Consider the following 26,208-nt stretch of genomic DNA (forward strand, 5'->3'; position numbering starts at 1 on the left):
GGGTCAACCTGGAACAGCCATCGAAGACCGTCCTGATCTGCTCGTGCGAAGACACGATGCGTCTTGACGTGGCCACGATCCGGCGAGGATGCCCCAACAGCGAGATCAAAGGCTTTTGCCATCTCTGCGGCGCCGAGCTCGATCACTTCCGTAACGCGGCCGCCGCTGGTGGCGCGCTGACGGTGGCTTGCACGCAGCAGGCGGCGCAGTTTGCTGAGGAGGCCGGGGAACGGCCTGATGCGATCAGCTTCGTCAACATTCGCGAAACGGCCGGATGGTCGCGAGACGGCGCACGGACCGGTGCGAAAATGGCCGCCCTGCTCGCTTCCGCCTCCATCCCGGCCCCGGACTATCCGCTTGTCACCTTGTCGAGCGAGGGCGTCGTCCTGGTCTACGGGCGCGATGAGGCTGCGATCGAGGCAGGCCGCTTGCTCGCGGATCACCTCGACGTCACGGTGATGCTGAAGCAACTCGATGAGATGGTGCCAGCCGCTGCAACGGTCTTCCCGATCGTGAAGGGCACGATCCGCTCCGCGAAGGGACATTTCGGCGCCTTCGAGCTCACGATCGACGACTATGCCAGGCCCCGCCCCTCCTCGCGCGATCGCTACGTGCTTGACGCTCCCCGAAACGGAGTGACGTCGCACTGCGATATCGTGCTGGACCTTTCGGGCGGAATGCCGCTCTTTCCCGCACATGACCTGCGCGACGGGTATCTCCGCGCCAACCCGAACGATCCCGCCGCGGTGCTGCGCGCCGTGCTCGCCGCACGCGACCTCGTCGGCAGCTTCGACAAGCCGAAATATGTCGACGTTACGCCCGGTCTTTGCGCCCATTCGCGCTCGAAGCGCACGGGGTGCCATCGCTGCCTCGATCTCTGCCCGACCGGCGCAATCACGCCCGCCGGCGATCATGTCGCTGTTGACCCGAACATCTGCGCGGGCTGTGGGCAATGCGCCGCCGCCTGCCCGACCGGCGCTGCATCTTACACGTTGCCGCCTGCCGATACGCAGCTTCAACGAATTCGCGCCATGCTGCTCGCCTACCACGAAGCCGGCGGCGCCAACGCGGTGCTGCTGTTCCATGACGGCCCGCACGGCACACCGCTGATCGATGCTCTGGCACGACATGGCGACGGTCTTCCGGCGAACGTGCTTCCCTTTGTCGTCAACGAACTCACGCAGGTCGGGCTGGAAGCGATCGTCGGAGCATTCGCTTATGGCGTAACAGCCGTGCGCTTCCTGCTGCGCGCAAAGCCGCGCCACGATGTGACCGGACTATCGCAGACGATCGGCATTGCCGATGCAATCCTTGGCGGTCTCGGATTTGAGGGCCAGCGCGTCGCCACGATCGAGACCGACGACCCTGACGCGCTCGGCGGCCATCTGACTGGCATCGGCACGCTTGCGGCGGTCGCAACACCGGCGACCTTCAAGACCGTCGGCAAGCGGCGCGACCTCCTGCGCTTCGGCCTCAGCGAGCTGCATCGCCTTGCGCCAAAGCCGGTGGACGTGATTGCGCTGCCGCAGGGCGCACCAGTCGGCGCGATCAGCGTCGACACGGGCGGCTGCACGCTGTGTCTCTCGTGTGTCTCCGCCTGCCCGACCGGCGCGCTGCGCGACGACCCCGAGCGGCCCGTGCTGAAATTCATCGAGGATGCCTGCGTGCAGTGCGGCCTGTGCCAGACCACCTGTCCGGAAAAGGTCATCACACTCAAGCCGCAGATCGATTTCCGCGCCGCCCGCGCACCCGCCGCGGTCATCAAGGAAGAGGAGCCCGCGCTCTGTGTCCGCTGCGGCGCGGCCTTTGGCGTCAAAAGCACGATCGACCGGATCGCCGCCAAGCTCGAGGGGCGGCACTGGATGTATCCCGCCGGCGACAAACGGATCGAGGCACTCAGGATGTGCGCCGACTGCCGCGTCATCGTCATGAGCGAGCAGCAGTTCAATCCGTTCAAGGGCGTTCCCGAACGCACGCCACCGCGAACCACGGACGACTACCTACGTCAGCGCGAGGGCAAGGACTAGACAAGACCACCAGACATCTACGCAGGGGCAGGAAACCAGGGGGAGCATCACCATGTCTCGTTTGATCACAGCTCTGTCGACGTGCTTGATCTCCATCGCTTTCGCCGGCGCAGCGGCCGAAGCTGCCGCTCCTCCACTGACCAAGGCACAAAAGGTTGCCGTGAAACAGGCGATCGCCGCCTGCAAAGCCGAGGCCAAGGGCAAGAAGATCGCATGGCTGTCGCGTCGCAAATACGTCAATCACTGCGTCGCGGAAGCGCTCAAGGAGCACCCCAGCATCGACGTCATTCAGATCCTCAAGCAACATCCGGAGATGAGGGATCTTCCGATGGACAATTGGGATTCGATCTGAGAGGCAGCTATCGCGATGTCACGCGGCCAAGGAAATCGGTGAGCGCGCGGCGATCCTCGGGCGAGCCGATGCGCTGATCCGGCATCTTGGTACCTGGGGTGTAGGCGTTCGGTCCAACCTCGAACAGCTTTGCAACCGTCTCCGGCGTCCAGACGATGTCCATCGTCTTCAGTGCATCGGAGAAGCGGTAGCCCGGCAGCGATGCGATCTTACGGCCAAACAATCCGGCAAGGGTCGGGCCTGCGCGCTGGACCTCCTTGTCCGACAGCGTGTGACAGGCAACACACGCCCGGAATACGTCGGCGCCATGATCGCCGGCATAGGCAGCAAGCGGATCGGCCGGTGAGCCCATCAGACTCGAGCCGACGGGATCGCCAGTGCGTGCATTCCACCGCCTGATCTTGCCGTCCGCGCCCCCCGTCATCAGCGTCTCGCGATCCGGAAGGAAGGCAACCGACCACACCGGCAGCCCAGGCCCGACCAGCGTGCGTAGCAGGCTGCGCGACTTGCGATCGATGATCGCCACTGTGCCTCCGATGCTGGCCGCGGCAATCAGCTTGCCGTCGGCCGACATCGCCAAGGCCACCACTGGTGTTGGGCCGGCCGATACCTCGCCGTTGACCTTGCCGTCCATGGTCAGCATCCGCAGCATGCCGTCGACCCCGCCTGTGACGATTTCACCGTCCGGCGCCACGGCCACCACGTTGAGCGGAGCCGGCAACGTCACGACTTCAGGCTGGCCGTCCGACAACCGCCAGATGCGCAACGTAAGGTCATAGCCGGCGCTGACGAGCGACCTCCCATCCGACGTGAAGGCGACGCCGTTGACGTTCTGCGAATGCCCTTCGAGCACGCGCGACACGCCGTCCGACAGCGACCAGAGCCGCACCGTCCGATCCCATGAAGCCGACGCGAGCAGCGCGCCGTCGGGAGAGACCGCGAGTGCGACGATTGGACCGACGTGTCCCTCGAACACCCGGTCCGGCTGCCGCCTGCCCGCCATCCAGACCGCAATTCGTGCATCGGCACCCGCGGTGACCATGCGGCCGTCGCTCAGAAAGGCGACGGCATTGACTGCATCAGCATGATACCGCAGCACCTCCTCCGCTGTCTCCGCCTTTAGCGACCACCGAATGGCGGCTGAGTCGAAGCTGCCGGACAAGAGTCCGTTCCCATCGGGGGAAATAGCAAGAGCCCGCACGGGGCCGCCGTGTCCCGCCATGTCGGCGTGCACGGATGATACGGCAAAGATGGCCCACAAGGCTGCGGCGCCGCCCGCGCAGAAAGGTAGCTTCATTGACCCTCGCCGCGTCACGTTCACGCTCTCAGATTGCCAGAACAGCGGACTGAGGAGAATATCCGAACCGATCTACTTGGCTGGTGCCGTCGTGCTCTTGGACGATCCGTGAGGCGCGGCCTGCATTCCAGGCGGACTCTGACCTTGGGGACTCTCGGCGGGCGCGCCACCCGAACCTGTATTGATTGGGCCCGTCCAGCCTTGCGGCTGTGGTTGACCCTTCTCCTCGGGAGGGCTTGGTGGCGCAGATGAGTTGGTTTGCGCGGGTTGGGCGGAGGCGCTCTGGAAGAAGCAGAGTGCTGCGAAGCACAAGATCGTTGTTGGCAATTTCACGTCGGATCCTCCGGTGCGTGTAGTCAACCGGGCAACACGGCCTTCCGTTCCGGAGCGTGCATTGCAATAACCTGACTTCCCGCCTCCTCCGCTTGAACGCCGGTGGTCCGAAGACTAGTCTCTTGCTGGTCACGTCAAGGACGACTGACATGCAGGGGCCAACGCGGCCATTTCTGCGGATGATGGCGCGGCTACGCGCTCTGCGCGCGCTTGATGGGCCGCAAGATCCCATTTCCCGGGAAGCCTCGCCCTTCCTGATCCTCGTTGCCATCGTGCTTGCGCTTCTTCTTGCGATATTGGAAGTCGACCTGAATAGCGCGGCGCTTCGGTCCGTAGGCTTGTTGGGCGATGGATTTTCCATCGATCCCATCTTCAAGAGCCCATAAGATCGCTTGTGCCTTGGTGCGATCAACGAGTTTGCTCGCGGCAAGCCGTGTCGTATAAACACCTTGACGTTTCGATCGAAGGAGGCTGCGGATGAAGGCTTTTCTTCTTGGCTGCGTCGCGGCCATCGTGATCGCGATTGCGGGAGTGGTGGTCTTGAATCGGGTCCAGGAGCCCGTCGCCCAAGCGTTTGCTACGACCGGGGTGCGTCTCTGAGACACTCAAATCTCGCAGAGCGTTAGGCCCCGTCGGCCGGTGCCATTCTCCACGCTTCCGCGTGCGAAAGACCTCACGATCGTCTTAGCTTTCGGGACCGTCGGGGCATCCTGTATCGGCAAGATGACACGCGAGGAGTTCGAGAGCATCGAGCAACATTCGTGCGCAGGCCTTGGCGATTGCGGAGCAAGGTATACCGCAAACGCCGAAAACCATCGCAGCGTTCGGCGTCAGCTTTTTTCGACCAGCCCTACCCGTTTTGGCCTTTCGGTGCACACGAAAACTGGAGTGCACATGCGTAGTGGCTTCACTCAATTGGCATCAGGAAACTGACGCGTCCGAGTCCGCTGCAAGAGACATGATGTGGCTGAGACTTTTCGACGGGGCAAGGGCGGCGAAGGATGATGGAGCGCGAAGCCGGCAAGTCCTCGCCAGTGCTTCGCGTGGAACCTGGCGAAGGCCGTCTAACCGAGGTGGTGCGATATTTTTGAACCACTATTGCATGATACTCATAATATAAAAGACTATGTCGGCTTCGACCGCAGTTCCGATGGGAGGATAAAAATGCGCAGCACTGGAGCACACAATTTTCCGGCAATTGATCGCGTGATCTATGGCAGACCGGCGGCTGAGGCCATCAACGAAGAAGCGGAACGACTAAAGGCAACGCGCGTCTTCCTTATCGTCAGCCGCACCTTGAACACCAAGACCGACGAGATTGAGAAAATCCGGCATATGCTCGGCGACAAGCATGCCGCGACCTTCGACGGAATCGCACAGCACACCACGCGCAAGCAAGCCGCCGAAGTTGCCCTCCACGCCAAGGAAGCCCACGCTGATCTCGTCGTGGCCGTCGGCGGCGGTTCTGCCGTTGACCTCGCCAAGATCGTCATCATGGCGATGGAGCACGATATCCGCGATGAAGCGGGCTTCGATCCGTTCCCCATGGGACCGGGCGTGAGCCATTCCCCGTTCCGCGCGCCTGCAGTCCGGCAGATCGCCGTGCCATCAACGCTGAATGGCGGCGAATACAATGCCGCAGCGCTTGTCACCGATGAGCGCAACAAGCTGAAGCAAATATTCTTTCACCCCCACATGATGCCGGTGGCAGTCATCCTCGACCCTGCCCTCACACTTCACACGCCTTCGAATCTCTGGATGGGATCGGGCACTCGCTCCATGGATCACGGCATCGAAGCATTGTGCTCGCCAGCTGGCACTCCCCTTGCTGACGAAGTGGTTCTGGCGGGTATCCGCGAGCTGCGCGAGGGAATGCTCCGGACCCTGCAGCAACCCGACGATTTCGAGGCGCGCCGCTTGTGTCAATACGGCTCATGGCTTGCGTCCTTTGGACTGCAGGCACGCGTTCCCATGGGCGCAAGTCACGGCATCGGCCACGTGCTTGGCGGGACCTTCGGGGTACCTCACTACTATTGCACGCCCGTCATCATGCCGAGCCTTCTTCGCTATAACAAGCCGTTCACCGATGACGCGCAGAAGCGTTTGGCGGCAGCTTTGGGTGCTCCCGGTGGGGACGCGGCAGACGCCTTTGCGGAGTTCGTCAGGCAACTTGGACTACCGGGCCGCCTCGCCGAGGTCGGCATCGGCGAAGACAAGTTCGGCAAGATCAGCGAAATCGCGATCAACCATCGCTTCGTCAAAGCCAATCCGCGCCCCTTCAACGATCAAGCCGAAATCGTCGATCTGCTGCGAATGGCTGCGTAGCCGCCACGGCTGCGGCCGATGGTGGAGGCACGGTCGTTTGCCTCCGCCATCGGCCTGCACCGCCCTGAAGCCAACATCGGTTAAGACAGGTCTCAATTGTCGGCCGAATGCGCTCTCTCGCAGTCGCACGCAACGGAATTGCCCAAAGCCTGCCGTCCGGCCTCCAGCAGGAGGTCGGACAAACGCTTGTCGTCGACCGCACGCGCCAGCACGACCGAACCGACCATGGTCGCAATTGCGCCGGCGGCCGTCTGTCTCACATCCGATGACGGCCTCCCCGAGGTCAACCGCGCGATGATATCGATCATCTTGCCGAGCCCCCTTTCAAGGGTGCGCCGCGCCTCCGGACCCGACCGCCCGATATCGGCCGCCAAGGCCGGCAGCGCGCAGCCCCGCCCCGGATCGTCACGGTGGCGGGGGCTCAGGTAAGACTCGACAAGTGCGTCGAATCCCTTCCCGGCGGGCAGCCCCTGCGTGAGACTGAGCCAATGCACGATCGTTCGATCCATGGCCAGGGCGAGCCCTTCGACGACCAACGCATCGCGCGATTTGAAGTAGGCGTAGAAGCTGCCATGCGTCAGATTGGCGAGCTTCATCAGGTCGGCCACACTCAAGCCATCGGCCCCGGCCTGGCGCAGACCGCGGGAAGCGCTTTCGACGATGCGTCTGCGGGTGTGCTGCCCATGGTCCTTTGCGTAACGCATCGCCTGCTCCGGGATGGCCCAAGATATTCGCTGATGACGGTCCCATCACGGCCGGAGCTTCCAGCCCGCGCAGAGACGACGAAATGTCGTCTGCAGCGCGGATCGCCAAGCCGTGGCTTCACGCGACCTTGAGCGTGGCCCCGCTGTCGGCGTCAAGGAATCCCGTCAGCCTGCCCCTGATCAATCGCTCGGCGTCCGCCATGATGCGGTCGATCAGCTCCTTCACGGTCGGAATATCGCGAATGAGTCCGACGACCATACCGCAGCTCCAGGCGCCCGCGTCCATGTCGCCGTCGATCATCACCCTGGGATAGACGCCCGCCACCTGATCATGGATGTCGTCGATCTTGAGGCTCTTGCCCTTCTCGCGCTCGATCTCAAGCAGATGCTCGACGCCCTTGTTGTTCAGGACCCGCTCGGTGTTGCGGAGCGCGCGCATAACGAGCCTGGTGTCGAGCTCGGACGCCGCGACCAGCGCCTTCTTGACGTTTTCGTGCACCGGCGCTTCCTTGGTGGCGATGAACCGCGTACCCATGTTCATTCCCGCCGCTCCCATCGCCAGCGCCGCAACCAGGCTGCGCGCGTCGGCCATGCCGCCGGAAGCCACGAACGGGATCTTCAGTTCTTCGGCCGCACGCGGCAGCAGGATCATGTTCGGCATGTCATCTTCGCCCGGATGACCGCCGCACTCGAAGCCGTCGACGCTGACGGCATCGCAGCCGATCTGTTCGGCCTTCAGCGAATGCCGGACGGAGGTGCATTTGTGGATCACCTTGATGCCGCCCGCCTTCAGGGCCGGCATGTACTGTTCAGGGCTGCGCCCGGCGGTCTCGACGATCCTGACGCCGCCCTCCCTGATGGCAGCGATGTACTCCGGATAAGGCGGCGCGCTGAAGGTCGGCAGGAACGTCAGGTTCACGCCGAACGGTTTATCCGTCATGTCCCGGCAGCGCGCGATCTCCTTGGCAAGCAGCTCCGGCGTCCGCTGGGTGAGGCCCGTGATCAAGCCGAGCCCGCCGGCGTTGGATACCGCGGCCGCCATTTCCGCGAAGCCGACATAGTGCATTCCGCCCTGGATGATCGGATGTTCGATACCGAACAGTTCAGTGATCGCTGTCTTCACGAATGATCTCCCCGCGTTTCCGCTCAGTGGATGATTTCAAACAAGCCCGCGGCGCCCATGCCGCCACCGATGCACATGGTCACCACGCCGTATTTCGCCTTGCGCCGCCGTCCCTCGATCAGGAGGTGGCCGGTGAGCCGCGAGCCGGTCATGCCGTAGGGGTGGCCGATCGCGATCGAGCCGCCATTGACGTTGAGCTTGTCCGGATCGATGCCGAGCTTGTCGCGGCAATAGATTACCTGCACCGCATACGCCTCGTTGAGCTCCCAGAGATCGATGTCGTCGATCCTCAAACCATGGCGCTTGAGCAGGCGCGGGATCGCAGCGACCGGGCCGACACCCATCTCGTCCGGCTCGACGCCGGCGGCAACGAAGCCGCGGAAGATGCCGAGCGGCTTCAGCCCCTTGCTGGCTGCAAACTTGCCGCTCGTGATCACACAGGCCGAAGCACCGTCCGAGAGCTGGCTGGCATTGCCCGCGCTGATGGTCTTGCCCTCGAACACCGGCTTGATCTTGGCAAGGCCCTCGGCCGTGGTTTCCGGACGCGGACCCTCGTCCTTCGTGAGCGTCACCTGTTCGTAGGTGACCTCCTTGGTTTCCTTGTTGACGAGCGCCATCCTGGTCGTGAACGGCACGATCTCGTCGTTGAAGCGGCCGGCCTGCAGAGCGGCGCCGACGCGGCGCTGGCATTCGAGACTGTATTCGTCCTGCCTGTCGCGGCCGATCCTGTACCGCTCGGCGACGACCTCCGCCGTATCGAGCATCGACATGTACATTTCGGGCTTCATCGCCATCAGCTCGTGGTCGACGGCGTGAAACTTGTTCATGTGCTCGTTCTGCACGAGGCTGATCGACTCGATCCCGCCGCCGATGGCGACTTCGACGCCGTCCAGCATCACCGAGCGCGCGGCAACGGCGATGGCCTGCAGGCCGGACGCGCATTGCCGGTCAATCGTGGTGCCGGCCACCGTCACGGGCAGGCCAGCGCGGATCGCGCCCTTGCGCGCCACATTCATCACCATGGTGCCTTGCTGCATCGCGCAGCCCATCACCACGTCTTCGACCTCGCCCGGCGCGATGCCGGCGCGCTTCACGGCTTCGGCCATCACATGCCCGGCCATGGTCGGGCCGTCCGTGTTGTTGAGCGCGCCACGATAGGCCTTGCCGACGGCCGTCCGGGCGGTGGAAACGATGACTGCTTCAGTCGTCATGCTGGCCTCTTCTTTTACGCGGCCGCATCCAGCTGCGCGTAGCGCAGGACGTGGAATGCGGGATCGCCGAACTGGATGTTGATGGAGGAGATTCGCTTGAAATAGTGTCCGACGTTCAGCTCGTCGGTCATTCCCATGCCGCCGTGAAGCTGCACCGCCTGGTCGGCTACGAACTTTCCGGCATAGCCAATCTTCGACTTGGCCCCGGAGGCGAGCCGCGACAGGCCTGAATCACCGGCGTTGAGGCTGAGATTGAGATGCTGCATCAGGGAGAGCGCCTCCTGATGGGCAATGAACATGTCGACCATGCGATGCTGCAACACCTGGAAGGAGCCGATGGTGGTGCCGAACTGCTCGCGGGTCTTCGAATAGTCCAACGTTGCGGCATTCAGCTCGCCGATCGCGCCGACGACCTCGGCGCAGAGCGCGCCGATCGCGCGGTCACGACAGGTTTCCAGCGCGGCAACGCCCTCGCCTTCTGCTCCCAGCAGTTGCCCGCGGACCTCGCGCAAACCGATCTCGGCGGCGCGGCGTCCGTCGATCGTCTTGAAGCTCTGGAGATTGACGCCCCCGGCATGGCGGTCGACCACGAACAGGCTGACGCCGCCGCGGTCGCGATTATCGCCGGCGGTCCGCGCCGAGACGATCAGATGATCCGCCCACGGCGCTGCCATCACCATGGTCTTCTCGCCGCTCAGAACGTAGTCGCCTCCCTCACGCCGCGCCTTGGTCGCGACATTGGCGAAATCAAACCGGGAGGCTCTCTCGGTCCAGGCCAGCGACCAGATCCTGGAGCCGTCGATGATGCCTGGAATGAAACCCTGCTTCTGCTCGGACGTACCAAGCTGCTCGATCAGGCCACCGGCAAGCACCACCGTTTCGACGAAAGGCTCGACGACGAGGTGACGGCCGAACTCCTGCATGACGATCATGGTCGACAACGGACCGCCGCCGAGGCCGCCGGCGTCCTCGGAAAACGGCGCAGCGAGCAGGCCGAGCTCGGCGAAGACCTTCCACCGCGTCCGGCTGAATCCCTCCTCGCTCGCCACGATCTTGCGCCGCGCCTCGAAATCATACTGGTCGCGCAGAAGGCGCTGAACGCTGGATCGCAGCAATTCCTGCTCTTCCGTGAACTGAATATCCATCCGATCCTCCCGATCCGCCGTTGCTTAGAGCCCGAGCACGGCTTTGGCGATGATGTTTCGCTGGATCTCGTTGGACCCGCCGTAGATGCTGAGCTTGCGCGCGTTCAGATATTTCTCGGACGCGGTGTGGCCGTAGTCCGGGCCCGGCACGAAGCGGTTGGAGCTGATCGGATGCTCGCGGATCGCAAGACCATAATTGCCGATCGCGCGGTGCGTGAGCTCGGTGATGTCCTGGAAGATCTCGGTGCCGCGGATCTTGAACAGCGACGCCGCCGGACCGGGATCGATGCCACGCGCCATCTGGGCGACGACGCGCAGTTCGGTCGCCTCCAGCGCCAGCACGTCCAGCTCGACGCGGGCGATGTCGCGTAGAAATTCCAGATGCGCCGGATCGTCGGCCGGTATCTCGGCCTTCACGATCTGCTTCAGCTTCCGGAGATAGCGGGTGGACCGGCCGATGCCCGCCATGCTGGTGCGCTCGTTGCCGAGCAGGAATTTGGCGTACGTCCAGCCCTTGTTCTCCTCGCCGACCAGGTTCTCGACGGGCACCCGAACGTTTTCGAGAAAGACGTCATTGACCTCGTGACTGCCGTCGATCGTGATGATCGGCCGCACGGTGACGCCGGGCGACTTCATGTCGATCAGCAGGAAGGAGATTCCGGATTGCGGCTTCACATTCGGATCGGTTCGCACCAGGCAGAAGATCCAGTCGGCGTGCTGTGCCAGCGTGGTCCAGGTCTTGTGCCCGTTGACGACGTAGTGGTCCCCCTCGCGCACCGCCTTGGTTCTGACGGTTGCGAGATCGGAGCCGGAGCCTGGCTCGGAATAGCCCTGGCACCACCAATCCTCGCCGGACAGAATTCGCGGCAGAAACTTCTTCTTCTGCGCCTCGTTGCCGAACGTGTAGATCACCGGCGCGACCATGGTCACGCTAAAGGCAAGCGGCGGCAGCGTTCCCGCCCGGGAGGTTTCCTGCTCAAAGATGAACCGCTGTGTGACCGTCCAGCCCGGCCCGCCATACTCCTTGGGCCACAGCGGCGCGATCCAGCCCTTCTTGTGGAGGATCCGGTGCCAGAGCAGTGACTGCTCCTTGGTCAGGTCGGTCTCCGGATTGGGAACGCGCATCTCCACCGGATAATTGTCCGCGATGAAGGCGCGCACTTCATCGCGGAAAGCCGCGTCCTCGGCAGACAGCGCAAGCTCCATCGTAAGGGCCTCCTTACCACTTCTCGCCGAAGGGGCGGATTTCCAGCTCGAACGTCCACGCGCTCTTCGGCTGCTGATAAAGCTGCCAATAGGACGCAGCGACGGACGACGGCGGCATCAAGAGATCGGGATCGTCGAGCGCATTCGGACCGAGCGCCTCGAGCCGGCGCTGCCGCACCCATTCCGTATCGACGCCGGAATCGATGATGAGATGCGCGACGTGAATGTTCTTGGGGCCGAGCTCGCGCGCCATCGCCTGAGCCACCGCCCGCAGGCCGAACTTCGCGCTGGCAAAGGCGGCATAGCCGCTGCCGCCGCGGAGAGACGCTGTCGCGCCGGTGAAGAAGATGTTGCCGCCGCCGCGAGGCAGCATGAGCCGCGCGGCTTCGCGGCCGGCGAGAAAGCCGGAATAGCAGGCCATCTCCCAGACTTTGCGGAAGACCCGCTCGGTCGTATCGAGGATCGGAAAGTTGACGTTGGCGCCGATGTTGAAGATGCAGACCTCCAACGGCGCGTGCTGGTCGGCATCAGCGAGGAAGGAGATAACCTCCTCCTCCTTGCGGGCATCCAGCGAGCGCGCGTGGATTTCGCCTCCGGTGGCCTCGATCTCCTTGACGAGCGGCTCGAGCTTGGCGCCGTTCCGGCGCCCGGCAAACACCGTGAAGCCCTCAGAGGCGAACTTCTTGGCGATCTCGCCGCCGATATAGTCGCCGGCACCGATCACTGCGACAGTTGCGTTTCTCTTTTGCACGGATCGTCTCCCGGTTGAATTGAACTTCGTAAACTCGTAGCTCTACGCCGTCCTGGCGACCGGCCTGGTTTGCTCGAGGATGGACTCCTCGACGTCTCGAAGCTGGTCCTTGCCGAAGAACATCTCCTTGCCGACGAAGAAGGTTGGCGACCCGAACGCGCCTCGGCTGACGGCGTCGTTGGTCAGATCAATCAACCTCTTCTTGACGTCGTCCTGCTGGGTGCGAGCGATCAATCTGTCGATATCGAGCCCCGAAGCGATGAACGCATTCCGGAAGATTTCGAGGTCGTCCATCTTCTTCGGCTCCTCCCACATATGGTGATAGGCCGCGCGAAAATAGGACTCGAACACGCCCTCGAACTGGGCCGCCACGGCGCCCCGCATCAGCATCAGCGTGTTGACGGGAAAGAAGGGATTCTGGCGGAATTTCGTGACGTTGTGGCGGCGGATAAACCGCTGGGTCTCGAGCGCCTGATATTCCGGCTTGTTCTTGATCCCACGAAGCGAGTCGAACGGCGACATGTTGCCCGTTGCCTTGTAGATGCCGCCGAGCAAGACCGGAACATACTCGAATTTCGCACCGGTGCGCTGCTCGATGCCCGGAATCGCCACCTCTGCCAGATAAGCGTTCGGACTGCCGAAATCGAACTGGAATTCAATCTTCAAGGTCATCTCGGCTCCTCCCGCGGAACATGTGCTTGCACTGGCGATCGGTCGCCGGCCTGACTTTCCTCAAACATACAGTTCTAAAATAGAACTGTCAAACGCTGCCGCAATCTGCTGCTTTCGTCTTGGCTGGAAGGGTATTGTTTGGAATTTAGTACCTATCTAGAATGGCAAATCCCGCGCCGGCCTCCGCAACGATTCGAGACGAGGTCCGTGCCGCGGCGGCGACTGGAGTGCATGGATGAAGTGGAAGGAACTCGAGGAAGAGCCGTGCTCGATGGCCCGAACTATCGGCGTGATCGGCGATCGCTGGACTCTTCTAATCCTGCGCGAGTGCTTTCTGCGCACACGCCGCTTCGAGGGATTTCAGTCGGCACTCGGAATCACCCGGCATTTGCTTGCCGAACGTCTGAAGAAGTTGGTTCGGCAGGGCATCCTGCGCCGAATTCCCTACCAGGAATCCCCTAAACGGCACGAATATATCCTGACCCAGAAGGGGCTCGATCTGTATCCGATCATGATGGCAATCGTGCATTGGGGCGATACTCACATGGTCGACGAGCGCGGCCGCCCCCTGCTGCACCAGCATCGCAAGTGCGGAAAAGATTTCGATCCGGTCATGGTGTGCTCCGAGTGCGGCGAGCCGCTGTCGGCCAAGGAAGTCCATACTCATCCCGGGCCGGGTGCTCGCGGCGCCCCGGCGGCAGCGGCGCCGACGACCTCGAAAACAAAGGCGCGCTCGCGGGCCGCCTGAGGCCTGCACCGAAGCCGTTCCGCGGCAAACAATCCCGCAGAAGGTACCGGCAGACGCGATCTGGCGGCCAGGAGTCCGTAACGTCCGCACAGCGACAAGCTCGCTCTTAGACCCGGATCACGTCGGCGCCAGCCTCAAGTGTGTAGAGACGCTCAACCTGCTCGGATCGAACTTTCAGCACAGCGCGTTGGTTGACATAGGCCTTGTCGGTGATCTCTCCTGCCGCCATTGATGGCGGATCTTTCAGCAGAACGAAGGAGCAGATCCGTTCGCTGCTTCCAACAGTCTCGTTGTAGTCCCGAAAGCGATCCTGCAGGAATCCGACCACGGCGGGATCCGAGGTCAAATCCGCACCCGGAGTTTTCGAGATTCGCGCGGCCTCCGTGGGGTTCAACCAGCAGAGCAGCGCGCACGCCTCACGATTTTCGCCCGCGACCACCATGTCGAGCAAGACACCGCGCGTTGCGGCCAGGATTGCCGCGCGCATATTGCCGATCGAGACCCAGGTCCCATTCGCAAGCTTGAAGTTCTCGGAAATTCGACCGGTAAAGCGTAGCCCGAGCTCAGGCTTCTGCGGATCCAGAAACGAGACAGTATCGCCGATGCGATAGAAGCCTTCCTCGTCGAAGGCCATTTCCGTCAAATCCGGCCGCCCGAGATAACCCGGCGTGACGTTGGGTCCCTTGACCCTGACCTCGTAGGTATCCGAGACCGGAATGAGCTTGAGCCGCAGTCCCGGCGCGGGAAGACCGATCTCGCCGGGTCGATCTGTCGCCCAATGGGTCGTACTGATGGTCGGGGCGGTTTCGGTCGTACCGTAACCCGACATGACCGGAATTCGCCGGCCGGTCACCGAGAGTGTCAAGCGATAGAGCTTCTCCAGCGTGTCCTTTGAAATTGCAGCGCCGGCATAGCTCATTCGGTCCATCCGCTTGAATACACTGGCGCCCAGATCGAGATCCCTCTCGACCGCATCACACAGGAGATTATAGCCGGCAGGCACGTTGAACATGGCGGTCGGCGACACTTCCTTGAGATTGGCGACCGTCTTGTGAAAGAGCTGCGGCAGCGGACGGCCGTCGTCGATATAGAGCGTACCGCCGTTCTTGAGGATGCCGTGAAGAATGACGTTGCTGCCCATCGTGTGGTGCCAAGGCAGCCACTCCACCTGGACTGGCGCAGCCGGAGGAGACACGAGCTGGCTGCCCATTTGCAGCGAGCTTGCCATCATGCGGTGGGTGTTGAGCACGCCTTTCGGAAAGCCTGTCGAACCCGACGTGAAGAGTATCTTGGCGACAGCCTCGCACGAGACCGCACGAGATGCCCCGGCAAAGCCGGCGCACGCGATTTTGGCTGTCAGGGCGCGGAAGGGCACCGTGTCCGGCGCGCCATCGACACTGATCCAGGTCGCGGCCGCCAATTCCGGAATGGTGCGGCCTGCGGAAAACTCGCGTCCGCTTTGGACGAACACGAAGCTCGGGCGCAGCACTTCGGCGATGTCCTTGAGACGAGCAAGTCCACCGGGCATCAGCGTGTAGTTTGGCGATATCGACGCCAGGATGACGCCGATTGACATCGCCGCAAACGAAACCACGGCGTTCTCGATCGAGTTTCCGGAGAGGATGGCCAGCTTGTCCTTTGGCTTTGCGCCCAGATCGAGCAAACTCTGGCCCACCGCCTGGACCTGAAACCATGCCTCGCTGTAGGTGATCTCGTCCCACCCGCCCTTCGCGTTGCGCTGCGCGAGGAATATCCGGTCCGGCGTGGCGCTCGCCCAACTCGGCAAGAAGTCCGTGATACGCCAGTCACACGGCTTCCACTCGAGGGGCGAACTCAATATGAGCGCGCCATCTGGTCGGCGCTCGATTGAAACCTCGCGCGGCGCAAACGTCAGTGCCTTCGTCGACATCGAATTGATCTCCTGAAGTACCGGGATGGCGATCGCACCCGTTGCGCTCAAGTCGCGCAGGACGCCGGCGCCGGCTCAATGCCGCTCCGCCCCTCGCCTGTTACCTGCTCATTCGGACCTGGCGTCCAGCACCTCTCCGAAGGCTTCCCAAGTCGATCCGGTCCATCGCTGCAGGCGCATCTGCGTCCAGATCATGTTCTCGGTTTCGCTGGTGTTGATCTTGATGCCCGGCAGTGCGGTCGGTACGACGAAGTCCCGGAGGTTCTTGGCCTGCGCCAGGATATTCTTGCGGGACAGGTCGTCCCCACATTGCTTCAGGATCTGCTCGAGCAGGATGCCTTGCTGGTAACCGGTGAGATAGCTGCCGTTGGTGATATCGACGCCAGGCAGATATTTGTCGATAAACGCCCGATAGGCCTGCATGCCGGGATCATCTTTCCACTTCGGATCCACGACATCCTTGTTGATGGTGCCGACGATCACGCCAGTCGACTTGTCAAGGCCGGCCGGCGTGAGCGTGCCCCCAACCGAACCGGACGGAAAGTTGATGATCACGGTCGCCTTCCAGCCGATCAAAGAGGCCTGCCGGATCGCCTGCGCAGCGAATTTCGGCGTGCCCGCGATCATCAGGGCATCCGCACCGGAGCTCTTCAGGTTGGTGATCTGCGAATCGACGGTCGGTTCAGTGACCTCGTAGGACGCGGTGACGACCCTGCGATCATAGTCCTTGCCGAGAAACGCCTTGAAGGCGTTGACGTAGTCTTTTCCGAGGTCGTCATTCTGGTAGAGGATCGCATATTTGGCGTTCGGCAGAGCCTTCGTGAGGTATTTTGCGTAGATCTTTCCCTCGGTATCGTAGCTGACGAGACCTGTCGTGATCAGCGGGTAACTGGCGACGTCGGTGAACTTGGACGATCCGCTGACGATCGCGATGCTGGGCACCCCTTTCGACTTCAGGTATTTTGACGTCGCCGAAATGGCGGGAGTGCCGAGCTGGCCGAACATGAATGCAACTTCATCGCTCTCGACGAGCTTGCGGACCTGCTCCACCGCCTTGGGCGGGCTATAGGCATCGTCATAGGCGACGTAATTGATCTTGCGCCCGCTGATGCCGCCGCGATCATTCAGGGACTGAATGTAGGCGATCAGCCCCTTGCCCACGAGACCGATCGATGAAGCCGGCCCGCTGAACGGAAACACCCCGCCAATCTTGATTTCAGTCGCGGTGACGCCTGGTTCATCGGCTGCGAACGCCGGGCTGCTCAACAGCACGAGCAGAACGGCAAGACTCTTCCATTTCGGCAACATCGGCATCCTCCCTGATGCGCACTCTTTCGGTGCGCCCTTCGACTTTGTCTCTAACGGCTCGCAGGGCGTCACGCCGCGCGAAATCGAGCGCACGCGCAAAGCGTCGATGGCCAAGCGCGTCAACCGTTGCGGCTCTTCGATCGGCCGCTTCATTTCCTGAAACTTACAGTTCTTTTTTAGAACTAGTCAAGCGCTTCGATGAACTTCCCCCGACCTCGAAAGCAGCGCTTGCGGTTTGTGGAGAGTTATGTTCGGAAGTCGCTAGACGCTGCATCAGCGGTTGATACCATTGTCCAGTCGCGAGGCCCCGCCCTGTCGGCCTGGACACCGTGCGATACAGCACCGGACCAATTAATTCTATTATTGAACTTACGAAATGATGGGCGTTGAGCCGTCAAATAGCGGCGCGGCAACGCTTGCGCCCCGCAAGCCGGCGATCAGCTTTGGATGTGCAGCGCGTGGCCGAAGAGGTTCAGGCTTAGACGGGAGGAGCGCTCTCTGTGAGGCCGGGCTCCATGGTCGCCTTCAAGACGTTCAGGGCGCCAGCCTGCGCCGCTGACCAGTCGACTGCGGCGCAAGCTTTCAGAGAGTGGCGCGAACCGCATTTTCAAGACGGTGCGCAATGGCGGCCATTATGGATCAGTGCGGTCAGCGCCGGGACGTCCGCGCGCTCGCGACGGGGCCGAAAGTGCTCTTGCTGGGCTTTAGGCGAAGAACACCCCAAACCCGCACATCTAGATGCTGCGATAGCGCTCGATAGCTGAGAAATCCGGCACTATTCCGAGCCCCGGGTCGTCACTCAGCTGAACCATGCCTTCACGCACGTCGATCAGGGAGCCGCAAAACAAATCGCGCAGCGGATTATCGTTGGCGTCGACCTCCAGCCAGCCATCTCCTCCGATACCGGCCAGCAGATGAGCCGAGGCAAGCAGTCCAATGCCGCCGCCGAGATAGTGTGGGCAAAACGTCTTGCGCACGTCGAGAATGTCACGCGCCAGCCCGGCACAGACCGTGAGTCCGCCCCATTTCGCGATGTCCGGCTGAACCACGCCGAGCACGTCCTCGGTCAGCACCTGCCTGAAGCCTTCGACGCTCGAGATGTTCTCGCCGGCCGCAATCGGCATGTCCGCGCCTGCCCGCAGTCTTTGCCATTCTTCGCGTGGCCGATCGGCGCGGATGGGCTCTTCCAGCCAGCGCAGATCGAACCCGCCGAGCCGCTCCAGCATCTGAAGCGCCTGTTCGACCGACCAGCCCTGATTGGCGTCCGCCGCGAGCATGCCCGCGCCGACGATCTGGCGCAGGGCTGCGAGATTGGCGAGGTCGATGTCGGCGCCGAATCCGACCTTCAGCTTCAACGCGCGATGACCTCGCTCGAGTGCGGCTTCGGCCGTCTGCGTGGCGCCGCCGGGATTGATGCCGCTGGCATAGACCTTGATCGTGCTGCCGTGCCCACCGAGCAGCCGCCACAGCGGCAAACGCCGACGGCGCGCCGAGAGGTCCCATAGCGCGAGATCGATGCCCGCGATCGCCTGCGCAAACGGACCGGGTTCGCCGCATTGCAGCGCCAGCACTTCGGTGCCCCTCGTCAGGCTCTCGAAGGCTTGAGCCGGACCGTCGAACTTGCGCCCGACGAGACCCGGTGCGAGCACCTCGTTCACGAGCCGTGCGCGATGCTCCGCACCCGGCGCGGGAAAATTCGACCAGGCTTCGCCCCATCCCTCGACGCCGTCTTCATCGACAGCACGAATGAAGACGGCGGGGCGGTTGAGCATGCGGCCGAACGACGTCACCACCGGCGTTACCAACGGATAGCGATAGCAGAACGCTTCGATCGAGCGGATTGTGAAGCTGTCAGACGTCATGTTGCAGATCCTGCGATCGGGATCAGACCACGCGGAACGACCACCAGCTCAATACGCGCGCGCGAAGTCCCCTTCCCGCTTGATATCAGTAAATACGGGAAAGCGCGCCTTCCACGGCGTTCCCTTGGCCTTTGTCAGCTCGTTGAGCCGTTCGAGCACACCAAGGCCGTCCTTGCGCAGGCTGGCGGCAACCGCCGCGCGGTCCGGGAAATTCTTCAAGACGGCATCGAGCCAGATCGTGCGGCCCGCCAAAAACCCGCCCGCGCCCGCGGCATAGGCAAAGTCTAGCACCCGTTCGAATTTCTCGGGCGCGGCACCGCCGGAGAGCAGCACCCAGGGGATGCTGCGCGCGCGGCAGATGTCGCCGATCGCATCGAACTCCGTCTGCGCGGCTTTCGCCTCGGCGCTGCCATCCCGGGCAGGCAGACTGTTGGCCGCCAGCGGGCTCTCCAGCTTCAGAAGGTCGACGCCATATTCCGGCTTGGCGAACTCGCGCACGCTCTCGATGACCAGACCTGGAAGTTTTCCGGGCGACTCCACGTAGTCGGCGGTATGATTGGCGCTGCCGAGGAACGGATAGACCAGCAGTTCCAGGACGTAGGGAATGTCGTGACGGGCGCAGTCCTGTCCGATCTCGCGAACGAACCGCTTCTGATGCTCGTTGACCGCAGCATCGGCGTCCGGCCGGTACCACGCCAGCACCTTGACGGCATCGCCGCCCATGGCGCGGATCTTCTCAACGCTCCAATCGGCGATCGCGCGCGACTTGCGTCCGCCCGACGTCTCATCCACCCGGTGCTCTTCGAGCGTCATGATGAGACCGCAACGCGGCGGCAGAAGATCGATTGCCGCGGGCACCGCGAAATTCGGATCGAACAGCATCGAGCTGCAATGCGGCGCGAGGTTCTCGACGAGCAGACGCTTTGCTGCCGTCACGTCGGAATATTCGACCTGGTCCCGCGTAATCCCCTTTGCTTTCGCAATAGCATCAAACAGCGGCGGCCGCTGATCCAGCGCGACCATGCGAAAATGACCGTCCGCGTCGGCCAGACGCGCCAGGCCGCGGTTCTTTCCAATCGTTCTCATGGCTTCGTCCTCATGAATGCAAGACACTCGTTGATGGTGGGGATTCCGTTGCGTCCGCCTGCGTGGCGGCATTTCATCGCGGCCGCCGCAGCCGAAAATGCCATCGCGTCGCGCACGTCGAGACCGGCGCCGATCGCGAGGGCATAAGCGCCATGGAAGACGTCGCCGGCGCCCGTGGTGTCGACCACATCGACCGCGAAGGCCGCCTGTCGGTGCAGGCAGCCGTTCTCGTACCAGCTCACGCCCTCCTCACCGCGCGTGACGGCGATGATGCGACACCCGAAGCGGGCGAGCGCGGCGAGGGTTTCATCCTTGGCCGAGCCGCCAAAAGCCGTGAGCGCAGGCTCGGAGAAGATTGCGTGGTCGGTCAGGGGCAACAGCCGCTCGAACACCTCGGCATCGGCCATGTCGCCGTCGAGCACCGTCGGGATCCCGCGCGCGCGGGCTTCGCGGAACAACGTCGCGGCCCCCTCGACCCAGCGCGGATCCGCCAGCACCGAGGATGCGCGGGCAACGGTCTCCAGCGGCAGCCAGTCGGCTGCTTCCGAATAGAGACCGCGGAAGTTGACGATCTGCCGTTCGCCGGAATTGTCGACGATGACACCGGAGACGGACGAGCGGCCGTCCGCAAACAGCCGGAAATTCTCGATGTCGACGCCTTCCGCGGTGAAGGCCGACTTCATCTCGTGCCCGGCAGCATCATTCCCTGCCCGCCCCCAGAACGCGACGGATGCACCGAGCTTTGCGACCGCAACGCTCGCATTGGCGGCCATGCCGCCGCCGAGCGTGCCGTACTCGACGGCCTTGACTTTCTCGCTTCCACCCGAGAACGGCCGGTCGACGCGCCAGACCTGGTCGAGCGCGGACAACCCGAGACAGATCACGTGCACGGGCCTCGCCTTGGACGCGACGTCCGCCAGCGCCGAGAGATCGCCGATGTTGACCAATGCGCTCACCGCACGACCTGTCCATTTGCGGCATCGAACAGATGCGTCTTGCCGGGCTGCGGTCGCAGATTGATGCGATCGCCGACCTTCGGTCGCAGCGACGGATCAACCCGCGCGATGGATGCCGCGCCGGCAAGATCGAAATGGATCAGCGTGTCCGAGCCGAGCGGCTCAACGAGCTTGACGTTCACTGTAATGCCGTCGGCAGCATCGGTGGCAACGGCAAAATGTTCGGGGCGAATGCCAAGCACAGCGCTCCGGGCCCACCGCAGCCCGTTTGCCGTCTCCTCGCCCAACGGCACCACCGTTCCGCCTTGCGAAAGGATCGCACGCTCCTGTCGCCATTCGACCGGGAAGAAATTCATGGCTGGCGAACCGATGAAGCCGGCGACGAACTGGTTGGCCGGCCGCTCGTAGACCGCCTCGGGCGTGTCGTATTGCTGGATCGTGCCGCTCTGAAGCACCACGATGCGGTCGGCCATGGTCATGGCCTCGATCTGGTCATGCGTCACGAAGACCATGGTGGTCTTGAGTTCCTGCGACAGCGCCTTGATCTCTGCGCGCACCTGCCCGCGCAGCTTGGCGTCGAGATTTGAGAGCGGCTCATCGAACAGGAAGGCTTTTGGATTGCGCACGATCGCACGTCCCATGGCGACACGCTGGCGCTGGCCGCCGGAGAGCTCCTTCGGCTTGCGGTCGAGATACGGCTCGATATGCAGCAGCGCCGCCGCGCGCTTCACCCGCGCGTCGATCTCCGCCTTCGGCGTTCCCCGCAGCTCCAGCGCAAAGGACATGTTGTCGTAAACCCGCATGTGCGGATAGAGCGCGTAATCCTGGAACACCATCGCGATGTCGCGCTGCGCCGCCTGCACGCCGTTGACGCGCGTGTCGCCGATGTAGAGGTCGCCGGAGGAAATGGGCTCGAGACCTGCGATGATCCGGAGCAAGGTCGACTTGCCGCAACCGGACGGGCCGACGAAAACCACGAATTCGTGGTCCGCGATCTCCAGATTGAGATCGGGGATCACAGTGAAATTGCCGTAGCGTTTGGTAAGGTTGCGGATCGAGATCGAGGCCATGATCGCTTAGTCCAGCGCCAGTACAGGCTTGATCAACTCGCCCTTGGCGAAGCGGGCGAAGTTCTCAGGCAAAGCGGACAGGCCGAACTCGCCGTCGACGAGGACGCGGTATTCGTCCTTGTACCGGCGCAGCAGTTCGACATTCGGCTCGAAATCCGAGACCGGGAAGTAGAACGTGCGGATCATGTAGAAGTCCTTGCGGCGGAACACCTTGCCTTCCTCGATGGTCCAGGGCGCGGCGTTCTCGCCGACCAGCACCAGCGCCCCGCGCGGCAGGACGAGCTCGATGCCGAGATTGCGTGCCGCATGCGCGCCGGAGCATTCCATGATGAGGGCGAACCGTTTCGATGTGTCGCCGACCGGATGCGGTTTCGCGCCGAACGATCGGGCGATATTCAAGCGTGCGGCGTTCGGATCGGCCACATGGATGTCATCATAGCCGAGACTGCGGAGTGCCAGCACGACGCCGAGACCGACAGGCCCCGCTCCCATCACGAGGACCGCACCTGCCTCGTCCGGCGGCACGACACGACTGACGAACCGGACGGCGTGGCCGGAGGTGCCGATGGTGTCGAGCAAGAGCGGCGCGAGGTTGTCCTCGATATCGTCGGGCACCGGCAGCAGGCAGTTTTCCGGCACCGGCACGTATTCAGCATAGCCGCCCGGCCTGTTCCAGCCGATCAGGCTCGAGACCTCCAGGCACATCTGGGTGTCGCCGCGTTTGCAGGCCGCGCAGTGGTCGCAGTGCAGCGGGATATAGACGGCGCAGCGGCGGCCATGCAGGCGGTGGCCGGGCTGCTCGACCACGCCAAAAATCTCGTGACCGGCGGTGAACTCGGCGCCCTTGTGCCAGAGCTTGAAGTCGGAGCCGCACAGCGCGGTGCGCGAGACCCGCACCAGCACCTCGCCTGCTCCGACGTCGGGCATCCGCACCGGCTCGATGGTGATGCGTTCGTGACCATGGAACACCGCCGCCTGCATGATCGCGTTCGGACGAGGCATTTCGTTCATCAGATACCTAACCTTTCACCGCGCCGAGCGTCAGCCCGGACACCAGCCAACGCTGAACCAGAGCCGCCAGCACCAGCGGCGGCAATGCGATCAGCGTCGCCGCGGCCATCAGGGCGCCCCATTGCGTCGAGCCTTCGCCGATGAAATTGAAGGCAGCCGCGATCAGCGTCTTGGTGTCGCCATTGGAGAGCACCAGCGCAAACAGGAAGTAGTTCCACGAGAATACGAAGGCGAGTATGGCCGAGACGGCGATGCCGGACGCCACCAGCGGCAGCGCGATGCGCCAGAGGATGCGTGTGACGCTGCATCCATCCACCTGCGCCGCCTCGAACACGCTGCGCGGGATGCCGTCGAACGACGGCAGCAGAACCCAGATCACGATCGGGAGTGTGATCACCGCGTGGCTGAGGATCAGCGCCGTGTACGACCCGATCATGCCGACCTGCCGGAACATGACGTACCACGGCAGCAGGAACAGCGTTCCCGGTGCCATGCGCGCCGCGAGCGTCAGGATCGCCGGCCACGAAATGCGCGTCCAGGAGACGGCGAACGCGGCCGGGATTCCGAACAGGAGCCCGAGCGCCGTCGAGCCGACGGTCACGATCAGGCTGTTGAGGGCGTAGCTCAGGAACGGCGTCGTCTTGGTCAGCTCGACATAATTGTCCAGCGTCGGCGTGAAGATCAGGGTCGGCGGATAGGCCGTCACCTCGAAGGACGGCTTGAAGGAGGACAGCACCATCCAGACCGTTGGCGTCATGATGATAACGCCGGCCAGCACGAGTTGCACCAGGTTGAGCCAGCGTATCCAGCGGTCGGTGTTGACTGCGTCGGTCATGAGATCACCACGCTACCGCGCCGCGCAGGCGGTTGAAGGCGAGAACGGCGCCGAACACGATCGCGGTCAGCGTCAGCATCAACGCGCTGGCATAGCCGATGTTGAAGAACTCGAAGCCGACCCGGAAGCCGTAGATATTGAGCGTATTCGAGGCGTTGCCGGGGCCGCCCTGGGTCGTGATGTAGATGATGTCGAAGAAGCGCAGGAGATCGACGCTGCGCAGGATGGCTGCAGTGACGATGGTCGGCAGCAGCAGTGGCAGCGTGATGCGCTGGAAGGTCTTGAACGCAGATGCGCCATCGATCTGCGCGGCCTCGTAGACGCTCGGCGGCAGAGATTGCAGGCCGCCGAGCACGATCAGGGCGACGTACGGCGTCCATTGCCAGCTATCGATCAGCGCGACCGTCGGAATGACCCATGTCGGCGACGCCAGCCAGTCCGATGGCGGCAAGCCGAGCGATTGCAGGATGTAATTGGCCGCGCCCAGCGACGGATCGAGAATCACGAGCCACATCATGCCGGCGACCACCGGCGGCATCATGAACGGCGAGATGAACAGCGAGCGCACGATCCCAGGAAGGCGCTTGGCATGAAACAGCACCAACGCAAGCCAGACGCCGAAGACGAGCTGCAGCACCAGCGAGAGCACGAACAATGCAATGGTGATCCACAACCCATGCCAGAACTCGACGTCGGAAATCAGCTTGGTGTAATTGGCAAGGCCGGCAAAGGACTGCTTGCCGGTCGAAGAGAAAGTCTGGAAGCCGAGCCAGATCGTATAGACGACCGGAAATGCGATCATCGCGACCGTGAAAATCACGGCCGGTGCCGAGAGCGCCGCCATTTCCAGCTTCTGCCGGTCCTGCGTGAGTGTCGCAGCCGTATCAGACATGTATTCCTGTCCTCGATCGAGTTAGGTGCCGGCCGGCGCGGACACCAGCCGGCACCAGGCGGTCAGTTCAGCGCGATCAGCGCGTCCAGCGCCTTGTCGGCGTCCGCACAAGCCTGATCGACGGTCTTCTGCTTCAGGATCAAATCCTGCACCGCCTGACCAATGAACTCCCGCGATTGCGGATTGGCGACGATGGGATAGCCGACTTCGGACGAGCCCTTGGTGGCGAGCACATCGAGCGCGGCCTGCCATTCCTTGCGCACCGGCTCCTCGTCGATCCATTTGCGATATTCGGGGTCGTTGGCGACGGACGGACGCGGCGGGGCAATGCCCTGCAGAGCCATCTTCTTCTGCACCTCGGGGCTCGTCGCCCACTGCACGAAGTACCAGGCCGCATCGGGCTGCTTGCTGTGCGAGGACACCGCCATGCCCCAGCCGATCGTGGTCGGCACCTGGCCGGCCTCGCCCGCCGGGAACGGCAACAGGCCAGTGTCCTTCAGGCGCGCGCCGCCTTCCATCACCGTGCGCAATTCATTCGAGGATTCGAACGCCATCGCCGCGCGGCCGCCGCGATACAGCGCCGAAATCTGCTGGAAGCTATAATTGACGACGCCGGGCGGTCCGAAGTCGCGCAGCAACCGGCTATAGGTGTCAAGCGCCTCCTTGCCCTTGGCCGAGCACAGGCTCGACTTGCCGCTCGCGATATACGTGCCGCCGATATTGTGCAGCATGTTGCTGAAGGTGTAGGCGATCGCAGGCTTGAGGCCACGCGAGACGAACGGCGTCACCGTGCTGTCGCAGGTCTTGATCTTCTCGGCGGCGGCCTCGACGTCCTTGATGGTCTTCGGCGCCTCGAGGCCGCACTTCTTGAAGATATCGGTTCGGTAATAGAAAATCGGGCCCTCGATGTTCATTGGCATGCTGGTCAGCTTGCCGCCGAACGTCGCGGCCTTCAGCAAGGCCTGGCTCAACCCCGCCGGATCGTAGTCCTTGGCGACCTCGTTCTTGGCCATCGCGGTGAGATCGCCGTACCAGCCGGCAGCGGCGAATTGCTCGCCTTCGCGCGAGGGCAGCGTCATGAACACATCGACCTCGTCGCTGTTCGCGTTCATGACGGTGACCAGACGCTGGCGCATCTGCTGTTCCTGATAGCCGTCGACCTTGAGGGTCATGCCGGTCAGCTTCTCGAAATCGGCCTTATAGGTGAGCAGCGCCTGCGAAACCGGATTGTTGTTGGCGAGAAAGGTGACGGTCTTGCCCTTGAACTTCATCCAGTCGAAATCGGCTGCGCGCGCCTGCGCGCTGACGGCGGCAATCGCAAGAACGGGCAACGCGACGCGCGTCGCGAGCATGCTGACTTTCATCGAACTCTCCTCCCGCTGGCC

General features: G+C 63.0%; 24 protein-coding genes. 5 read left to right on the forward strand and 19 right to left on the reverse strand.

Annotated elements, in window-relative coordinates; all coding sequences use genetic code 11:
* Window positions 1-56: 56 nt before the first annotated feature.
* Together GGD67_RS04675 and GGD67_RS04680 are read left to right on the forward strand one after the other, a co-directional pair.
* On the forward strand, window positions 57-2,027 hold the full coding sequence (locus GGD67_RS04675) for a 4Fe-4S binding protein (protein ID WP_179731135.1): 1,971 nt from the start codon (window positions 57-59) through the stop codon (window positions 2,025-2,027).
* A gap of 52 nt (window positions 2,028-2,079) precedes the next feature.
* The gene (locus GGD67_RS04680; RefSeq protein WP_038970411.1) at window positions 2,080-2,379 is read left to right on the forward strand and encodes a hypothetical protein; all 300 of its coding nucleotides are present in this window, start codon (window positions 2,080-2,082) and stop codon (window positions 2,377-2,379) included.
* A gap of 7 nt (window positions 2,380-2,386) precedes the next feature.
* Here GGD67_RS04680 and GGD67_RS04685 read toward each other — a convergent pair whose 3' ends face one another.
* On the reverse strand, window positions 2,387-3,676 hold the full coding sequence (locus GGD67_RS04685; RefSeq protein WP_179731137.1) for a c-type cytochrome: 1,290 nt from the start codon (window positions 3,674-3,676) through the stop codon (window positions 2,387-2,389).
* Window positions 3,677-4,200: 524 nt separating this feature from the next.
* Window positions 4,201-4,521 (reverse strand): hypothetical protein, encoded by a 321-nt coding sequence (locus tag GGD67_RS04690; protein ID WP_157644194.1) that lies wholly within the window; start codon window positions 4,519-4,521, stop codon window positions 4,201-4,203.
* 652 nt (window positions 4,522-5,173) lie between these two features.
* On the opposite strand from GGD67_RS04690, the gene GGD67_RS04700 reads away from it, so the two are divergent.
* A complete protein-coding gene (locus GGD67_RS04700; protein WP_179731140.1) occupies window positions 5,174-6,334 on the forward strand; it encodes an iron-containing alcohol dehydrogenase in 1,161 nt (386 codons plus the stop codon).
* A gap of 92 nt (window positions 6,335-6,426) precedes the next feature.
* Here the strand turns inward: GGD67_RS04700 and GGD67_RS04705 are convergent, their stop codons facing one another.
* The 7 genes from GGD67_RS04705 to GGD67_RS04735 form a co-directional block, all read right to left on the reverse strand.
* Window positions 6,427-7,038, reverse strand: coding sequence for a TetR/AcrR family transcriptional regulator (locus GGD67_RS04705; protein ID WP_179731142.1), 612 nt, complete (start codon window positions 7,036-7,038; stop codon window positions 6,427-6,429).
* 118 nt (window positions 7,039-7,156) lie between these two features.
* Window positions 7,157-8,161, reverse strand: coding sequence for a nitronate monooxygenase family protein (locus GGD67_RS04710; protein WP_179731144.1), 1,005 nt, complete (start codon window positions 8,159-8,161; stop codon window positions 7,157-7,159).
* Between the two features lie 23 nt (window positions 8,162-8,184).
* Window positions 8,185-9,372 (reverse strand): acetyl-CoA C-acyltransferase, encoded by a 1,188-nt coding sequence (locus GGD67_RS04715; RefSeq protein WP_179731145.1) that lies wholly within the window; start codon window positions 9,370-9,372, stop codon window positions 8,185-8,187.
* Between the two features lie 14 nt (window positions 9,373-9,386).
* A complete protein-coding gene (locus tag GGD67_RS04720; RefSeq protein ID WP_179731147.1) occupies window positions 9,387-10,517 on the reverse strand; it encodes an acyl-CoA dehydrogenase family protein in 1,131 nt (376 codons plus the stop codon).
* 24 nt (window positions 10,518-10,541) lie between these two features.
* The gene (locus GGD67_RS04725; protein ID WP_179731149.1) at window positions 10,542-11,723 is read right to left on the reverse strand and encodes an acyl-CoA dehydrogenase family protein; all 1,182 of its coding nucleotides are present in this window, start codon (window positions 11,721-11,723) and stop codon (window positions 10,542-10,544) included.
* A 13-nt stretch (window positions 11,724-11,736) separates the two neighbouring features.
* Window positions 11,737-12,474 carry an SDR family oxidoreductase gene (locus GGD67_RS04730; RefSeq protein WP_018316088.1) on the reverse strand — a complete coding sequence of 246 codons (738 nt, stop codon included), beginning with the start codon at window positions 12,472-12,474 and terminating at the stop codon, window positions 11,737-11,739.
* A gap of 42 nt (window positions 12,475-12,516) precedes the next feature.
* On the reverse strand, window positions 12,517-13,146 hold the full coding sequence (locus GGD67_RS04735; protein WP_179731151.1) for a 2-hydroxychromene-2-carboxylate isomerase: 630 nt from the start codon (window positions 13,144-13,146) through the stop codon (window positions 12,517-12,519).
* A gap of 235 nt (window positions 13,147-13,381) precedes the next feature.
* On the opposite strand from GGD67_RS04735, the gene GGD67_RS04740 reads away from it, so the two are divergent.
* Window positions 13,382-13,894 carry a helix-turn-helix domain-containing protein gene (locus GGD67_RS04740; RefSeq protein ID WP_179731153.1) on the forward strand — a complete coding sequence of 171 codons (513 nt, stop codon included), beginning with the start codon at window positions 13,382-13,384 and terminating at the stop codon, window positions 13,892-13,894.
* Between the two features lie 106 nt (window positions 13,895-14,000).
* Here the strand turns inward: GGD67_RS04740 and GGD67_RS04745 are convergent, their stop codons facing one another.
* Complete coding sequence (locus tag GGD67_RS04745; protein WP_246790733.1) at window positions 14,001-15,803, reverse strand: AMP-binding protein; 1,803 nt, start codon at window positions 15,801-15,803, stop codon at window positions 14,001-14,003.
* A 108-nt stretch (window positions 15,804-15,911) separates the two neighbouring features.
* Complete coding sequence (locus GGD67_RS04750; RefSeq protein WP_409411096.1) at window positions 15,912-17,117, reverse strand: ABC transporter substrate-binding protein; 1,206 nt, start codon at window positions 17,115-17,117, stop codon at window positions 15,912-15,914.
* Here GGD67_RS04750 and GGD67_RS04755 point away from each other — a divergent pair.
* Complete coding sequence (locus GGD67_RS04755; protein WP_179730456.1) at window positions 17,014-17,271, forward strand: hypothetical protein; 258 nt, start codon at window positions 17,014-17,016, stop codon at window positions 17,269-17,271. The genes GGD67_RS04750 and GGD67_RS04755 overlap by 104 nt on opposite strands.
* A gap of 574 nt (window positions 17,272-17,845) precedes the next feature.
* On the opposite strand, the gene GGD67_RS04760 is transcribed toward GGD67_RS04755, so the two are convergent.
* The 8 genes from GGD67_RS04760 to GGD67_RS04795 form a co-directional block, all read right to left on the reverse strand.
* Window positions 17,846-18,973 carry a mandelate racemase/muconate lactonizing enzyme family protein gene (locus GGD67_RS04760; RefSeq protein ID WP_179731159.1) on the reverse strand — a complete coding sequence of 376 codons (1,128 nt, stop codon included), beginning with the start codon at window positions 18,971-18,973 and terminating at the stop codon, window positions 17,846-17,848.
* A 48-nt stretch (window positions 18,974-19,021) separates the two neighbouring features.
* Window positions 19,022-20,059, reverse strand: a complete 1,038-nt coding sequence (locus GGD67_RS04765) for a tagatose 1,6-diphosphate aldolase (RefSeq protein WP_179731161.1) — start codon at window positions 20,057-20,059, stop codon at window positions 19,022-19,024.
* Window positions 20,056-21,015 (reverse strand): sugar kinase, encoded by a 960-nt coding sequence (locus tag GGD67_RS04770; protein WP_179731163.1) that lies wholly within the window; start codon window positions 21,013-21,015, stop codon window positions 20,056-20,058. Before GGD67_RS04770 ends, GGD67_RS04765 begins: the two co-directional genes overlap by 4 nt.
* Window positions 21,012-22,085, reverse strand: a complete 1,074-nt coding sequence (locus tag GGD67_RS04775; protein ID WP_179731165.1) for an ABC transporter ATP-binding protein — start codon at window positions 22,083-22,085, stop codon at window positions 21,012-21,014. Before GGD67_RS04775 ends, GGD67_RS04770 begins: the two co-directional genes overlap by 4 nt.
* A gap of 6 nt (window positions 22,086-22,091) precedes the next feature.
* Entirely contained in the window at window positions 22,092-23,096 is a 1,005-nt protein-coding gene (locus GGD67_RS04780) for a zinc-binding dehydrogenase (RefSeq protein WP_179731167.1), read from the reverse strand.
* A gap of 7 nt (window positions 23,097-23,103) precedes the next feature.
* Window positions 23,104-23,931: a carbohydrate ABC transporter permease gene (locus tag GGD67_RS04785; protein WP_179731169.1), complete on the reverse strand. Its 828-nt coding sequence runs from the start codon at window positions 23,929-23,931 to the stop codon at window positions 23,104-23,106.
* A 4-nt stretch (window positions 23,932-23,935) separates the two neighbouring features.
* Window positions 23,936-24,823 carry a carbohydrate ABC transporter permease gene (locus GGD67_RS04790; protein ID WP_049814758.1) on the reverse strand — a complete coding sequence of 296 codons (888 nt, stop codon included), beginning with the start codon at window positions 24,821-24,823 and terminating at the stop codon, window positions 23,936-23,938.
* Window positions 24,824-24,885: 62 nt separating this feature from the next.
* Entirely contained in the window at window positions 24,886-26,187 is a 1,302-nt protein-coding gene (locus GGD67_RS04795) for a sugar ABC transporter substrate-binding protein (protein ID WP_179731170.1), read from the reverse strand.
* Window positions 26,188-26,208: the final 21 nt, after the last annotated feature.

This window comes from Bradyrhizobium sp. IAR9 (assembly GCF_013408065.1).
Classification (GTDB): Bacteria; Pseudomonadota; Alphaproteobacteria; order Rhizobiales; family Xanthobacteraceae; genus Bradyrhizobium.

Excerpts from the sequence above, each read along its gene's own strand:
- GGD67_RS04675 (WP_179731135.1), top strand. The coding sequence starts at position 57 with ATGCGTCTTGACGTGGCCACGATCCGGCGAGGATGCCCCAACAGCGAG.
- GGD67_RS04680 (WP_038970411.1), top strand. The coding sequence starts at position 2,080 with ATGTCTCGTTTGATCACAGCTCTGTCGACGTGCTTGATCTCCATCGCT.
- GGD67_RS04685 (WP_179731137.1), bottom strand. The coding sequence starts at position 3,676 with ATGAAGCTACCTTTCTGCGCGGGCGGCGCCGCAGCCTTGTGGGCCATC.
- GGD67_RS04690 (WP_157644194.1), bottom strand. The coding sequence starts at position 4,521 with ATGGCCGCGACGCAGCCAAGAAGAAAAGCCTTCATCCGCAGCCTCCTT.
- GGD67_RS04700 (WP_179731140.1), top strand. The coding sequence starts at position 5,174 with ATGCGCAGCACTGGAGCACACAATTTTCCGGCAATTGATCGCGTGATC.
- GGD67_RS04705 (WP_179731142.1), bottom strand. The coding sequence starts at position 7,038 with ATGCGTTACGCAAAGGACCATGGGCAGCACACCCGCAGACGCATCGTC.
- GGD67_RS04715 (WP_179731145.1), bottom strand. The coding sequence starts at position 9,372 with ATGACGACTGAAGCAGTCATCGTTTCCACCGCCCGGACGGCCGTCGGC.
- GGD67_RS04720 (WP_179731147.1), bottom strand. The coding sequence starts at position 10,517 with ATGGATATTCAGTTCACGGAAGAGCAGGAATTGCTGCGATCCAGCGTT.
- GGD67_RS04725 (WP_179731149.1), bottom strand. The coding sequence starts at position 11,723 with ATGGAGCTTGCGCTGTCTGCCGAGGACGCGGCTTTCCGCGATGAAGTG.
- GGD67_RS04735 (WP_179731151.1), bottom strand. The coding sequence starts at position 13,146 with ATGACCTTGAAGATTGAATTCCAGTTCGATTTCGGCAGTCCGAACGCT.
- GGD67_RS04740 (WP_179731153.1), top strand. The coding sequence starts at position 13,382 with ATGAAGTGGAAGGAACTCGAGGAAGAGCCGTGCTCGATGGCCCGAACT.
- GGD67_RS04745 (WP_246790733.1), bottom strand. The coding sequence starts at position 15,803 with ATGTCGACGAAGGCACTGACGTTTGCGCCGCGCGAGGTTTCAATCGAG.
- GGD67_RS04750 (WP_409411096.1), bottom strand. The coding sequence starts at position 17,117 with ATGCCGATGTTGCCGAAATGGAAGAGTCTTGCCGTTCTGCTCGTGCTG.
- GGD67_RS04760 (WP_179731159.1), bottom strand. The coding sequence starts at position 18,973 with ATGACGTCTGACAGCTTCACAATCCGCTCGATCGAAGCGTTCTGCTAT.
- GGD67_RS04765 (WP_179731161.1), bottom strand. The coding sequence starts at position 20,059 with ATGAGAACGATTGGAAAGAACCGCGGCCTGGCGCGTCTGGCCGACGCG.
- GGD67_RS04775 (WP_179731165.1), bottom strand. The coding sequence starts at position 22,085 with ATGGCCTCGATCTCGATCCGCAACCTTACCAAACGCTACGGCAATTTC.
- GGD67_RS04780 (WP_179731167.1), bottom strand. The coding sequence starts at position 23,096 with ATGAACGAAATGCCTCGTCCGAACGCGATCATGCAGGCGGCGGTGTTC.
- GGD67_RS04785 (WP_179731169.1), bottom strand. The coding sequence starts at position 23,931 with ATGACCGACGCAGTCAACACCGACCGCTGGATACGCTGGCTCAACCTG.
- GGD67_RS04790 (WP_049814758.1), bottom strand. The coding sequence starts at position 24,823 with ATGTCTGATACGGCTGCGACACTCACGCAGGACCGGCAGAAGCTGGAA.
- GGD67_RS04795 (WP_179731170.1), bottom strand. The coding sequence starts at position 26,187 with ATGAAAGTCAGCATGCTCGCGACGCGCGTCGCGTTGCCCGTTCTTGCG.